The sequence below is a fragment of the Streptomyces sp. NPDC053474 genome (assembly GCF_044544845.1).
Lineage (GTDB): Bacteria > Actinomycetota > Actinomycetes > Streptomycetales > Streptomycetaceae > Streptomyces.
The window spans coordinates 82592-95835 of record NZ_JBITXV010000017.1 but is presented as its reverse complement, the minus strand read 5'-3'; the positions used below and the strand labels follow the sequence as shown (position 1 = coordinate 95835).

12 protein-coding genes are annotated in these 13244 nt (G+C 70.6%); 10 read left to right on the top strand and 2 right to left on the bottom strand.

Annotated features, from left to right (window positions below):
* The first annotated feature begins 23 nt into the window (after positions 1-23).
* Entirely contained in the window at positions 24-230 is a 207-nt protein-coding gene (locus tag ACIG3E_RS32980) for a hypothetical protein (RefSeq protein WP_399623240.1), read from the top strand.
* 644 nt (positions 231-874) lie between these two features.
* Positions 875-1492, top strand: a complete 618-nt coding sequence (locus ACIG3E_RS32975) for a hypothetical protein (protein WP_399623239.1) — start codon at positions 875-877, stop codon at positions 1490-1492.
* Positions 1493-1612: 120 nt separating this feature from the next.
* Here ACIG3E_RS32975 and ACIG3E_RS32970 read toward each other — a convergent pair whose 3' ends face one another.
* On the bottom strand, positions 1613-2968 hold the full coding sequence (locus tag ACIG3E_RS32970; protein WP_399623238.1) for an SWIM zinc finger family protein: 1356 nt from the start codon (positions 2966-2968) through the stop codon (positions 1613-1615).
* Entirely contained in the window at positions 2965-5766 is a 2802-nt protein-coding gene (locus ACIG3E_RS32965; RefSeq protein ID WP_399623237.1) for a DEAD/DEAH box helicase, read from the bottom strand. Before ACIG3E_RS32965 ends, ACIG3E_RS32970 begins: the two co-directional genes overlap by 4 nt.
* Positions 5767-6126: 360 nt before the next feature.
* Between ACIG3E_RS32965 and ACIG3E_RS32960 the strand changes: the two genes are divergently transcribed.
* From ACIG3E_RS32960 to ACIG3E_RS32925, 8 genes are all read left to right on the top strand, one after another.
* Positions 6127-7074, top strand: coding sequence for an AAA family ATPase (locus tag ACIG3E_RS32960; protein WP_399623236.1), 948 nt, complete (start codon positions 6127-6129; stop codon positions 7072-7074).
* Between the two features lie 150 nt (positions 7075-7224).
* The gene (locus ACIG3E_RS32955) at positions 7225-7935 is read left to right on the top strand and encodes a hypothetical protein (RefSeq protein ID WP_399623235.1); all 711 of its coding nucleotides are present in this window, start codon (positions 7225-7227) and stop codon (positions 7933-7935) included.
* Positions 7936-8099: 164 nt separating this feature from the next.
* Entirely contained in the window at positions 8100-8588 is a 489-nt protein-coding gene (locus ACIG3E_RS32950; RefSeq protein ID WP_399623234.1) for a hypothetical protein, read from the top strand.
* Positions 8589-8623: 35 nt separating this feature from the next.
* Positions 8624-9859: a hypothetical protein gene (locus ACIG3E_RS32945; protein ID WP_399623233.1), complete on the top strand. Its 1236-nt coding sequence runs from the start codon at positions 8624-8626 to the stop codon at positions 9857-9859.
* A gap of 150 nt (positions 9860-10009) precedes the next feature.
* Positions 10010-10543, top strand: a complete 534-nt coding sequence (locus ACIG3E_RS32940) for a hypothetical protein (RefSeq protein WP_399623232.1) — start codon at positions 10010-10012, stop codon at positions 10541-10543.
* A 120-nt stretch (positions 10544-10663) separates the two neighbouring features.
* Positions 10664-11641 carry a DUF6884 domain-containing protein gene (locus ACIG3E_RS32935; protein WP_399623231.1) on the top strand — a complete coding sequence of 326 codons (978 nt, stop codon included), beginning with the start codon at positions 10664-10666 and terminating at the stop codon, positions 11639-11641.
* Between the two features lie 101 nt (positions 11642-11742).
* Positions 11743-12897: a hypothetical protein gene (locus ACIG3E_RS32930; RefSeq protein WP_399623230.1), complete on the top strand. Its 1155-nt coding sequence runs from the start codon at positions 11743-11745 to the stop codon at positions 12895-12897.
* Positions 12898-12948: 51 nt separating this feature from the next.
* Positions 12949-13152, top strand: a complete 204-nt coding sequence (locus ACIG3E_RS32925) for a DUF6207 family protein (RefSeq protein ID WP_399623229.1) — start codon at positions 12949-12951, stop codon at positions 13150-13152.
* Positions 13153-13244: the final 92 nt, after the last annotated feature.

Genomic DNA, 13244 nt, shown 5'->3' with positions numbered 1-13244 from the left:
ATCCGTGGAGCCACTGGAGGAACATGTCATCTGCCGTAGCACGCGGCCAGGCCGCCGTCGACGACTACCGTGCCGCCAACCGGAACAACGAGGAAGAGGACGTCGCCCTCCAGGACCTGCTCGCCGACCTGATGCTGTGGTGCCGGAGCCGAGCGATGGACTGGGACGCAGCGCTGGAGAGCGCCGAGTCCTACGCCGAGGACGAGGAACTCGACCTCACCACTCGGTAGCAACCCGGAGGTCCCGGGACGGAATCACGAACGCCAGCCCGGTGCCCCCGGCTCCCTGCCGAACGCCCACCGCCACCCACGCTCCCCAGCCCCTGTCCTCGAAGCGGAGATTGCCACCAGATGAGCACGTTCACCAGACCGCGGGCACTCTGGCTCGGCTGTCCGGTCCGGCGTCGGCCATCTCCTCCTGGCCGGTACAGCCGCCGCCGGACTCGGCTGGCTCCACGGTGGCGGCAAGCCGACTCGCGCACGCTCCCGTTGCCGCCGCAGTCTCTCCGCGCGGCTGGATCGAGCGACGCGAGCCGCATCGCGGCCTCACTCCGACCCTCTGCGGCCGGTTCCTCACAGCTGCGCCGATCGCGCCACGGCGGCTCTTCGCCGGCAGGCCCGGCCCGAGCGAGCACCGGGTGCGTGACCGCCGCCGACCAGCTCTGGCTACAGGCACCGCGCCACGAGACACGGCCGGAGCGGGGCGGAGAAGGCGCCCGCGGCGGCTCAGCTGGCCACCTTCTGCCGGCACACGGGCAGGCCGGCCAGCAGCGCACGACCGCCCTCATCCGCGCCGCGCGGTTCCGGTCGGCAGGTGCATCCCGGCTCCTGACGTATCCTCGACCAACGAAAGCCATAAGAGACAGGATTTCGAGATGACCAGCAGCGACGAGACCTTCATCGATCTGACCACGCGGGAGGAACCGCTAAGCCTCAGCGAGATCAGCCGGGCCCTGGGGCTGAAGTCCCGCGGCAATGCTCAGAAGTGGCACAAGCCTCCGATGCAGAAGGTGATGGAAGGCAAGGCGCCGGCCAACACGCCGGCGCTGCACGCCGTGGTCTCGGCCATGTCCGAGCAGTTGAAGGCAGCGGGCATCACGGTCAGCAAGGAGACGCTGGAGAGCTCCCGGCCGACGTATCCGCCGCAGGTTGTGCTTGCTCTGGGGAAGGCGCTCGGCTATCTCGATGCCGAGGGCCGGATCGTCGAAGAGATCCGCAACAAGGGCCGCGGCCGCTGGCTACCTGTGGCGCCAACAATCGACCCGCGCTCGCAGAGGCCGCGGGTCTACATCAACCACCTAGCCGAGAAGATGCGGATCAACACCGAGTCGATCGAGGTGCAGCTCCACCGCGAGCGGTTCACCCGCCCCGACGGCTTCGACGAGATCGGCCGGGCCTTCTGGTGGGTGCCGACCGCGAACCAGATCCTCAAGGAGCGGAACATCACCGAGGGGTTCGATCCCGGAGGCTCCACGGAGGAAGCTCAGGCCTAGGGTGCGCACATCGGCGCGGAGCAGAGGAGCCCGGCTGGCACTGCGCGTTGTGCGTGTCCCTCGCTCGCCGACTTCTCCTCGGCGTGTCTGCCGCAACGCTCCCGAAGGCGAGTGCTGAGCTCATCGCCACGGGCTTCCCGGGGGTCGGCCTCGGGTTTCTGGCGCTCCAGACTGTGCCGGGTTTGGGGCGAGCAGGTAGTGCATGGCTGCGACGGCGTCGGCGTGCGGCGGTCCCGCCGGCCTGGCGCCGTTCGGGTGGTAGGGGTGCCACTGGTCATCGGGGCCATAGCGCAGGTGCAGGGCCGGGTCGTGTCCCAGGAGGCGGTTGGCATCGCGCTGAAGTCTCGGGCGGTCATGGGCTGCGCGTAGCTGTACGAGGACCTGCTGCTCGGCGGCCCGCATGATGTCGGGCGGTGGGTCCCAGCGGCTCATCAGGGTCTTCAGTCCGTCGATGCCGGCGAACCGCCAAGCGGTGACGAAGTTCTCCAACTCGCCGGCCCGGCAGCGCAGGATCCGCCGCACCGCCAGGCGTTGTGCCGGGGAGAGCGGATGGGTGGCCGCCCATCGCACCGCGTCGGCCATCACGGCAAGACCAACACTCTCATCGGTCGGCACGGGACCGTCATGGGCCCGGGCGAGCAGGCGGTTCAGGAGCATCCGGGCGCGCAGCGCGGCGTCTGTGCTCAGCAAGAGGAGGGTGTCCACATCGGGCGCGGGGGCCTGATGTGCCACCGATGGGTCGGCCGCCCGCAGCGCAGGCTGAAGCACGGCGTGCTGCGGGAAGGGACCGGGCAGTGCCGGGAGCTGTCCGGCAGGGCGGGCAAAGGCCACGGTGGCCGGGGTATGGCCGCGGAGCTCGTCGGGGGGCTGCGCCGTCGGGGCTGCCCGCGGGGATACGACACGGTGAGCAGCCCGCGCCCAGGAGCGTGCACTGGCGGGGTCGTGTCCGCGGAGCAGCAGCACGACGAGCGGATCGGATTCGATCATGGACGCCAGGGCATGGACGACGGCGACGGCGTGTTTGCACGGATCGGCATCGTCGGGGCAGGTGCACCACGTTTCTGTGTCGGCGGGGCCGGGCAGCAGCGGACTGCCTTGTGCCTCGGAGAGTTCGTTGAGGGCCTCCACGAGCGCGGCCGGGTTGGCGTGGAAGGCACCCGCGGCGAGTCGGGGCCGGATGGAGCGGCGCAGCAGCGGCCACTCCTCCTCGTCGAGCGGGGCGAAGGCGAGGGTGACGTCGTACGGCGCGGGCGCTGAGCCCTGTACCCGGGCCTCAATGACGACGTCAACGTGCTGCTCGGCCCAGTGAGGATGGACTTCCTGGACCGCTCCGCTGCGGGCAAGGGCCAGTCCGCGGCGTGTGCGTGCGGGGTCACCGTGTTCGAGGACTGTGCGCAGCCAGGTCCCGGCCAGCTGCTCGGCGGTGTGTGCTGTCGGCGTGGCGTGAGCACTGGGGGCGGTGCTGCGGGGTGTCATCTCGGGCTCCGCAGGGCGACAAGGTCGGCAAGTTCGGCGTCGCTGAGCTCAGTCAGAGCGGCCTCGCCGGAGTCGAGGACCGCGTCGGCGAGCTGGCGTTTGGACTCCAGGAGGTCAGCAATGTGGTCCTCGATGGTTCCCTCGGTGAGCAGGCGGTGGACCATGACGGGCTGGGTCTGGCCGATGCGGTAGGCGCGGTCGGTGGCCTGTTCCTCGACAGCTGGATTCCACCAGCGGTCGAAGTGGATGACGTGTCCGGCGCGGGTGAGGGTAAGCCCCGTGCCGGCGGCTTTCAGGGAGAGCAGGAAGACGGGGACCTCGCCGTCCTGGAAGCGCTGCACCATGGTCTCGCGTGCGGCGACGGGGGTGGCTCCGTGCAGGAACTGGCTGGCGATGGCGCGTTGTTGGAGGTGTGCTTCGATCAGGCGGGCCATGGCGGTGTACTGCGTGAAGATCAGCACGGCGCCGTCCTCGGCAAGGATGACGTCCAGCAGGTCGTCGAGGAGGGTGAACTTGCCCGAGCGGCCGGAGAGCTGGGTGTGGCCTTCCTTGAGGTAGTGGGCGGGGTGGTTGCAGATCTGCTTGAGGGTGGTGAGCAGCTTCAGTACGAGACCGCGGCGGGCGATGCCGTGGCTGCGTGCGATCGCGTCCAGGGTCTCGGCAGCGGCTGCCGCATACAGCCCGGCCTGCTCGCGGGTGAGCGCGACGACGTGGTCGGTGATCGTCTTGGGCGGCAGCTCCGGCGCGATCCCGGGGTCCGTTTTGAGGCGGCGCAGAAGGAAGGGGCCGATGAGCGTGGCCAGCTTCTGGGCAGCGTGCGGGTCGCCCCGGGATTCCACGGGGCGCGCGTAGCGGGTGCGGAACTGTGCCAGCGGGCCCAGGAGTCCGGGGAGCGCGAAGTCCAGGATGGACCAGAGCTCCGACAGGTTGTTCTCCATGGGCGTGCCGGTGAGCGCTACCCGTGCTTGGGCCGGCAGTGCGCGCAGTGCCCGTGCGGTAGCCGAGTAGGGGTTCTTCAGGTGCTGGGCCTCGTCCGCGCACACCAGTGACCAGGGCGTCTGGGTGAGTTGTTCGCGGTCGAGGCGTGCGGTGGCGTAGGTGGTGATGACGACGGTTGCCGGGGAGAGCGCATCGAGGTGGCGGCCGGGGCCGTGGAAGCGGCGCACCTGCAGTCCGGGGGCGAAGCGACGGATCTCACGCTCCCATCCGCCGAGCATCGAGGCCGGGCACACCACCAGGGTCGGTCCGGCCAGGCGGGGGTCCTCAAGCCTGCGCAGGCACAGGCTGATCAGGGTGATGGTCTTGCCCAGGCCCATGTCGTCGGCGAGACAGGCACCCAGGCCGAGTGAGGTGAGGCGGTCCAGCCAGCCGAGCGCGGCCAGCTGGTAGTGCCGCAGTGTCGCCTTCAGCCCAGCAGGCGCCGCGGCAGTCGGGGGCGGGCAGGAGTTGGTGAGCGCGCGGCGCACGGAGGTGAGCCAGTCAGGGATGTCCGCGGCATGGCGGGCACCGTCAACGTCCGCCGAGCCCTCCAGGGTGATCCGCAGTGCCTCGGCCGCCGAGACGGGCTGGCCGTCCGTGCGGCGGATGGCTGCGGCGAGTTTCTCGTCCACGAGGACCCACCGCTCGCGCAGGCGCACCACGGGCCGTCGAGTGGCGGCAAGTTCGGCCAGTTCGGCCTGTGTCAGCTCCTGTCCCTCCAGGTCTGCGCGCCATCGCAGGGTCATCAGGCAGTCCAGGGTGAGCAGGGACGGCGTGCTGGACGGCGGCCTCGGCGCCGACAGCACGAGGCGCGCGGTGAGGGATCTGACGACCTCGGACGGCCACAGCACGTTGATCCCGGCCGCGGTCAGTCCGGAAAGGGCGTCGCCCAGCAGCTGGCGTACCTCGTCCGCGTCGATCAGGAGCTCGCCGGGGACGTCGGCGTCCAGGGCCCGCAGCAGCGGCGGCCACATGCGCCCGCCGCGCCGCAGGGTGAGCAGCACCAGGTCCTGAACCCTGCTGAGCGACGAGTTCGGGCTGCCGTTGTCGGCACGCCACACGTCGGCCGCGGCGACCGTGTGGGTGTCACCACTGGCCCGGACGGCAATGGTGACGCGAACGAGGTCCTCCTCGTCTGCCGGCGGGTGCTCCAGGTCGACCTGCAGACTCACCCGCACCTCATCCTGCCCGGCGGCCAGCGCTCGGACCCAGGGGGCAAGGTGTGGTGCGTGCACCGGCTCGGTGGTGGCGAACGCAGGGCACGTCGAGAACGCGGTCGCTGCGGCGGTGCGCGGCCAGGCATCGGCGAGCGCATCGGTGAAGGCCGTAACCAGTGCGGCGCGGCGCGGCAGGAGGTAGGGGGGCCGCGCGTTCTGGACCAGCGCGCGTGCCTCCGGTGGCATCGCCTCGGCGAGTTGGGTCAGGTACTCCTGGTCAGCCTCGGTGAGCGGGGCCAGGCGCCAGGTGTCGTATCCGCTAGGTGTCAGGTCCGGAAGCAGCCGCCCCTCTCCAAGCAGGCGCAGCCCGAACAGGGCAGCCGCTCCCCAGAACACCGTCGCCGGATGTCCGTCGCCGTGCACCCGGGCGCGCGCCAAGTACGGAACCGCGTCCAGGATGGGCAGCCGCCAGCACGCCACCTCGGCTCGCCGTACGCCCGCGCCGTGCCGACGGACGACCGCGGCCCGTCCCGCCTGCGCCGAGGCGGGCAGGGCCAGGTCGGCGGCAGTGCTTGTGGTTGTACTCGGTCGCCAGAACACCACCTGGCTCCGGCGCGGCGGGTCCGCCGCGTCCAGTCCGGCCGCGTACTGCGCCAGCTCCACCGGCTGCCTTCCCCTCTCGTCTTCCTCCGCAGGGATGCCCCGTAGCGGTGGCCGCTTCCAGCATGTCCGGCTTCACAGGGCGCGTGCAGGCGAGTGGGCAAGGATCCCCCGAACGAGGCACAGCACGGCGACGCCCCGCGCCGGCAGGCGCCGCGGCGAGGGGCTGGCACCTTGGCCAGGGCCTGCCTCTCCTCGTCCGCGCAACCCGGCCGGGTACACCGCCGGATCACTCCTGATGCGCGTTGAGCTGCGCACCCCAAACATGGTATAGTCTTAAGAGTCGCAAGGGTTCGGGAGTCCACTCCCGCTGGCGCAGCGGACTATCCACGCCCTCAACCCATCGCCCCCCCCGGAGGCACTTTGCCTGATAGCCCCACACATCCGGCGGCGGAACCATCCACCCCGCCCGGAACCACCGGTTCACGCTTCCACTTCACCTCAGCCGCTCGCCAGCAGCGCTTCGGCCGCATCCTGCTCGACGGCCCGCCCGGAGCGGGCACCTTGTACACCTCTCTGGCACTGGCGACCTCCATCGGCAGCCGTGTCGCCGTCATCGACACGCAGCGCGGCCGGGCGAGCACGTACGCGGGCACCTTCCAGTTCGACACGTGCCCGCCGCTGAGCTACTACTCCCCCGGCACCCTGATCACCGCCCTCGCCCATTGCGCGGCCCAGCGCTACGACACCGTGGTCATCGCCACCCTGTCGCACTTCTGGACCGGACGCGGCGGTGTGCGTGCCCAGGCCGACCGCGCCGCGAAGCGCATCTCGTCCACGAGCCCGGCGAGCGGATGGCGGGAAGTCCGGCCCGCCGAGCTGCGCATGCTCGACGCCGTATTCGGCTACCCCGGGCACGTCGTAGCCACGGTCCGCGACAAGCTCGACTACGTCACCGAACCCGATGAGACGGGCCGCTTCCACCGCAGAATCATCGGCCTGGCACCCGTCGGCTGCGACGGCATGCAGTACGACTGGGACATCGCCGCCACGATGGATCACACCCACACCCTCGTCGTTGTCAAAGCTCCCACCGACGACCTGTCCGGCGCCGTCGAGCCGAAGCCCGGTGCGCGGTTCGCCGCCCGTATCACGGCGTGGCTGGACCAGGGCGAGCCCGTCGAGCCGCCCCACGATCTCGCGGCAGAGGCCCTCCAGCCGGACCTGTCCTTCGACGACCTCGCCGACCTGATGCAGCGGGTACGGACGCGCCAGGCAGAGGGCTACCCGCTGCTGCTGGACGACAGCACGGGAACCACCCTCGGTGCCCACATCTCCGAGCGCGGCAACGAGCTGCGCCGCGACCGATAGCCCACCCTCCCCCTACTTCGCGCTCACCCACCGTGGCGGGCACGTTCCGCCCGCCACGGTGCCCCATCCCCTCCGGTCCTGCACGCAAGCAGCGGCTTCAGCCTGCCCATGCCCACGCGCTCGCACCGCTCTGTCATCGAAAGGTTCCCCATGCCGCAGCACCTCGATCCCACCGACCCGCTCCTGCGCCTGCTGGCCGACTACCGGCAGATGGCGGACCGGCACAAGGCATCCCTGGACGCCTGCCTCGACCTGGAGGGCAACGTCGACTACGACAAGCGCCACCTCTACAGCAGGCGCGAGCGCGTCGCCGCCGTCGAGGCCCGCGCGCTCCTGGAGCGGGTCATGCCCCTGCTCACCGAGCGTTTCACCTTGCCCGACGGGCTGACGGTCACTGTCCCCGGCAGCGACTGCGCCACCTTCACCCTCACCACGGGGCGCCTCGACGACAACGCCCGATCCGCGTTCCGCCACGGCCAGTGCCACGCCCTCGCCCGTGCCCTGTGCGAGCGCACAGGCTGGACGATGGCCGTCGTGATCGCTCAGCACTGCGTGGCCGACCCCGACGCCTGCGGCGACTACCTCGTCCACGACATCTGTGCCTGCCAGCTGGAGCACCTCATCGCCGTGCGCCCCGATGGCGTCCATGTCGACATCACCGGCGCACACCTGCCCGGCACCCTGCCCGGCTACGAGGACCAGCAGGCCATCCCGGTCGACGATCATGTCTGGTCCTTCATCGAACGCTCCCCCGCCTGGCGGCGCCCGGCACTCGACGTCGCCCGCACCTTCGTCACGCCGCTCCTGGCATCGCTCGACGACCCGCTGTGCGCGGCCGCCGAGTTCTTCAACACGGAATGACTCTTAAGGGTTGCCTCTCACCATATCCATCACGTAGAGTCTTAAGAGTCAAATGGTCGAAGGCTTCCAGCCCAGAACGTGGCGGCCCGGCAGAGATCAGCAATGTCACGGGCCCGGCCTGCGCCTCTCACGATCACGTTCGCACCCCCACCGACAGGAGACGTGTGTCCACCAGCGAACTCGCCTTGCTCCTCCAGCACTCCGACACCACCGCCCGCAGCGTCATCCAGGAGACCGCCGCAGCAGCCGGCCTGATGTGGAAGTGCCGGTGGAGCCTGTGCGCCGAGTACAACATCAAGGCCACGGAACTGTGCCCGCACTGCGGCCGCGACCGCGACGGACACCCCCTGCGCGACGTACAGCCCGGTTGCTGGCCGGTCGAGGACGAACTGTGGGAGAACCTGCGGACGGAAGTCACCGCCCACTTGCGGCAGCAGGGCTTCGACCCGCTCCCCGACGCCGTGACCTTCCCCTGGGTGAGCGATGAAGACGCCGCACCGTGGTCGCTCACCCGGCTCGTGCTCCACTACGGCGGCATCCAGCGCGACTACAAGATCCATCTGGAGCGCACCGAGATCAGCGACCTCCTGGAGCAGGTCGCCGAGGCCGCCGAGCCCAGCAGCTACGAGTACCTGCGCATCTTGCCCCGCTGACACCCACCCACCCCAGCCCTCACCCAAGGAGGACCGTGCCGGCCGCACCCATCCCGTTCACGCTCGAACTCGGCCTTCCGAAGCGGCCGTCGCTCACCGTGGAGACCAGCACGCTGGAACACGGCAAGACGCGCTACACCGTGCGCGGCCCGCGCATGCGGGGTACCTTCATCGTCGTTCCGGTCACCAACCACAGTCTGCCGTTCGGCACGCACGGCGTCCTCGTGCGCTTCGGCGACGGCCCCAACGCGGTAAGGCCCCACACCGCGCGTGCGGACGAGCCCGTCATGAACGGGGTGCGCATCCACGGCGCCACCGAGATGATCTCCCCGCAGCAGATACACCGTCAGCAGCACCTGATCACCTCCCATGCCGTTGTCCTGATCGACCATCTCGTCACGCGCAGAATCCCGGACGGCGCTCGTGCGCTCACGCAGGCAGTGGTCACCGCCCTGGTCCAGCACTGGCAGCGGCGTCCGGACCGGGGCGCGCTCATCGACGCGGCCCTGCGCCACGCCGCTCCCGACCACGTCACCCGCGAACGGGCCAGGGTCCGCGCCCTGCAGCTGCAGCTCGACGCTGTGCGCGTCAAGCGCGCACATGTACGCCGCCGCAGCTACCAGTTGGCGGGACTCGTCCGCCGCCAGCAGCCCGGCCTGCGCCCGCCCGAGCCCATCCCAGCTCGCCTGCCCCTGATCAGCCGGGACGGAGCGCCGATCGGGTACCTCATCGCCCGCGAGCACAAGGTCAACGTGCCGCCTGGACGCGTCGTCTACGAGATCAGCGGTCCGCGCATCAGCCCCGGACTGATCACCGTCGGCCCCGGCATCCACAGCAACAGCCCCGTGCCCGAGGGCCTGTACACCTGCTGGGGGCGGCCGATGAGGCCCGACGCGTTCACCCACGAGTGCACCGCCATGCCCGCCATCAACCGCGTGGTAATGAGCGGCGGGTGGCACCACGGCAGCGGCGACGTCCGTACAGCCGCCACGTCCGTGCGGGGCTCCACCCCGACCGCAGTCCGGGCCGACGCCATCCTGCGCGCCGTGGCCACGCGCTATCTGGCGCGACCGGATCTGACCGCACTGCGCATCGCAGCGGGCAAGCAGAACGCCGCCCGCCTGCGTGACTCCCTGGCACGGGAGCTGAAGCGCGTGCGTGCCGATGAAGCACGCCTTCACCGCCGACTGCGCACCCATCAGGGCCGCGAGGCGTACTTCCTCACTCTGCTCGAACCGCCGCGCGCCGAGGAGCAGGCCGACGGCGCCTGACACGCAACCGGCGGACGCCCGGACTGTATCTGACCCGGGCGTCCGGCGAGCACCTGCACGAACGCCATCGCCCGTGATCGACGAATGCCCAGCAGCACCGAGCCCACCACGTGAGCCAGCGCTCGCCATTGCCCGATGAAGGAGACATACATGGCTGACCTGTCCGTCATCCCCACCGAGTTCGCCGTCGGTGCCCACATCACCGTTACCGGCGTGGACACCCGCGGCTACACGGTCACCCGGGCCGGATACCTGCTCGCCCCGCCCAAGAAGGTTGACGCTCAGCGCGACAAAGGAACCGATCAGGGCATCCGGCTGTGCGTGGGCCCTACGGGAACCGATCCGGCCCGGCGCTTCACCTGGATGACCGTCTTCTCTGACCTCGGCGCCGTCACACATAGCCCGGTCCCGGATCTCACCAAGTGGTCCATGACGCATCTGCGCCTGGTCCCCGGCGTCAGCGCCAGGCACCACACCCGCATCGTCTTCGGCGGCAGGGGCGGCGCACGCTCCACCGAGCCGACTCAGGCCACCGCCGTCACCGTCTTCTACACCGACGACGGCATCTACGACCTGCTGGACACGGACACCGACACCGTGCAGCTGTCCTGTCGGCTGTCCACGCCGATCTGGTGGGCCCCGATCTCCACGCTGAGCGCCGTCGTCAACCTGCCCCTGCGCTGACGCCCAGGCCGCGCCGCGCCCGCCCCCGGCGGGGCGGGCGCCTGCCCCGCGGCCCTCCGCCCTGACCGCCGCATCAGCGCACCACAGCCAACAGCCGACACTGGTGAAGGAGTTACTGCAGTGACACTCAGCCCCACGGGCGCCGCAATCCTCGACCGCAACGACCGGGGCGTCGTCACCGGCCATCCGGCCGCAATGGCCCGCCTGCGCGGCGACGGCTTCGTCGTCACCCGTAACGGCACGCACCGTATAACCCCGGCAGGCCGGGCGGCCTTGCGCACCTGGCGCGAGGAACACGGCGGCACCACCCCGTCACCGGACAGGGCGATACCGCGCAAGCTGCCCGGCAGACAGCACGAGGCCCTGATGACCGCCGCACACCGCCCCGACCACCGCGTACCCGGGCGGGACGACAGCGACGTGTACCGCAGCGGGCAGCCCTGGTTCCGTCAGTCGACCCTGCGCGCCATTTACCAGGCCGGATACGCCGACATCCGCCCCGCACCCGAGGACAAGGTACCGATGACCTGGGAACAGACCGGCAGGTCCCTCTACCTCACACCGGCCGGCCGGAACTACATCCGCCTCCAGGGAAATCTGGCCATCGGCCCGCGCCGCGTCGTCATCATCGCCTGCGGCTCCACCAAGCGCCCGGCCCTCGGAGGCGGGCCCGGCTATCCGGCCGGGGAACTCTACACCGGCGGATACCACAGGCACCTGCGTCAGGCCGCCGACGCGCTCACCGACCAGTCCTTGATCTTCATCAACTCCGCGTTGCACGGACTTGTCCCCCTCACCCGCAAGCTGCACCCCTACGACGTGAGGCCCGGTGATGAACAGGCCATCTCCTCCCAGAGGTTGGCCAGTCACACGGCCGAGCTCGGCTTGGACGACGCGCACGTGATCTTCCTCGGCGGCGCGGGCTACGCCCTGAAGCTCACGCCTTCCATTCCCCACCTCCTCACCCCGCTGAGCGGCGGCATCGGAAGCCACAAACGGCTGTGCGTGCAGGTCAGCGCCGACCCCAGCCTGCGCGCGGCGTGGTGGGGACGTGCCGCCGAGCTCTTCGATGAGGCCCACCCCGGCACAACTCGGTAGCGCGCTCGCCGCGCCACAGCTCCAGACCACCCACCGGCTTGAGCCCGATCGCCCCCTCTCTCCTGTACGAAGAAACGCCGACCGGAAAGGGACCCGTGACCTTGACCAGAACCCCAGCCAGGACCCCGGCGGTCGCCATCGGCCGCGCTCTGCGCGCCCTGGGCCTGGCCCAAGGCCAGGGCCGCGACTTCGCCGTGCGCGGCCTCTACCAGCGCACCGCCCGTGGCAGGGAGCGCACCGCCACGGTCGTCCGTACGTCCACCTGCCGCGCCGAGCGCGTTATCGCCCGCAACGCCGACGCCATCGAGGCCGCCGTCCTCGCCGACGGCGGGTGGCGGCTCACCGTGAGCGTGCGCTTTGCCGACGACGGCCGTCCGGTCACTCGCGTTGCGACCGGCGCCGCGGACCGCGTCCGTGAAAGCCCGCCCATGGGCGTCGACTTGAGCATCCCCGAGGAGGATGAGGTTCCCCGGGTCGAGGCCCCCGAGCCGGAGCCGGTCAAGACCGAACCTGCGCCCGACCCGGAGCTCGACCAGCACGATCGGCTGCCCTCGTTCATCACGGTCAGCCGCCACATCAAGGACGGCCGCCGTATGAGCGAAACGGCCGTCAGGTGTGAGCGCTGCCGCGCGCAGGGACATGGCCTGGACGACATGGGCCTGATCACCCTCAAGTGGGGCCCGGATGCCGCATACGCGGCGGACCGGGCCGCATGGGACCACGCCGACGACCACCGGCGGCGGAGGACAGCCGCCTACGATGGCGCCGAGCGGGAGCGCCTGGAGAAGCAGGCCGGTGCCTTGCAGTGGTCCACTCGTCAGGCGAACACGATGTACATGGCCGACCACGGCGAACTCCACCACGACGGAAGCGGCTTCTATCAGATGCGCGACCACTGGACCGGCCGCCTCGGCCGTGAAGGCCGCACTGTCGCCGCCGGCCGCGTCCAGGCCCTGCTGGCCGCTGGTCTCCTCGCCACCCGCGGGGGAAAGGTCATTCCCACCCGCGACGGCAAGCGAGCCCTGAAGGCATGGGGAACCATCCGGCCCGAGCCCCTAGCCAAGCACCACCGGGCCGAGGCCGACCCCGCCCGGACCCCCTACCTGCTCGACGGCGATGAACACCGCTACCGCTACCAGGCCGCGCAGCAGGCCCTCCACGCAGCACGCCGCCACCGGCTCACGCCTGCCCAGGCCGCCTCCGAACGCGCGAAGTCCCGGGTCGCCGCGAACCTCACCGCCTCCTCGGAAGGGTGAATTCGTCCACGGCCGCGAACGCACCGCCCGCCCGCCCGCGTCCTCACCGGCATGAACCGTCTGCCCGCCCACCTCACCCAGCCCGGCTTGGCCCGCCTGACCGTGGAGGCCACTGATGAAGACACCGTGCTCGCGGTCGCCGGGCGGCTCATCGCCTGTCACAACCTAACCGGCGCCTCCGAGCCCTACCGCGTGCCGGGCGAGGATGGCGTCCGCGTGCAGTTGTATGGCGACGCGGTGCCCCTGGCACCCTGACCGCCCGAGGTTGGTCACCCGTCTCGCGGATGTCGTAGTTCGTAAGAGAACCCGTTCTTGAGCGTCGGCGCCCCGCCAGGACTGCAGTCACA

What these genes read in the sequence shown, in the direction of transcription:
- ACIG3E_RS32980 (WP_399623240.1), top strand. Translation starts at nt 24, where the DNA reads ATGTCATCTGCCGTAGCACGCGGCCAGGCCGCCGTCGACGACTACCGT.
- ACIG3E_RS32975 (WP_399623239.1), top strand. Translation starts at nt 875, where the DNA reads ATGACCAGCAGCGACGAGACCTTCATCGATCTGACCACGCGGGAGGAA.
- ACIG3E_RS32970 (WP_399623238.1), bottom strand. Translation starts at nt 2,968, where the DNA reads ATGACACCCCGCAGCACCGCCCCCAGTGCTCACGCCACGCCGACAGCA.
- ACIG3E_RS32955 (WP_399623235.1), top strand. Translation starts at nt 7,225, where the DNA reads ATGCCGCAGCACCTCGATCCCACCGACCCGCTCCTGCGCCTGCTGGCC.
- ACIG3E_RS32940 (WP_399623232.1), top strand. Translation starts at nt 10,010, where the DNA reads ATGGCTGACCTGTCCGTCATCCCCACCGAGTTCGCCGTCGGTGCCCAC.
- ACIG3E_RS32925 (WP_399623229.1), top strand. Translation starts at nt 12,949, where the DNA reads ATGAACCGTCTGCCCGCCCACCTCACCCAGCCCGGCTTGGCCCGCCTG.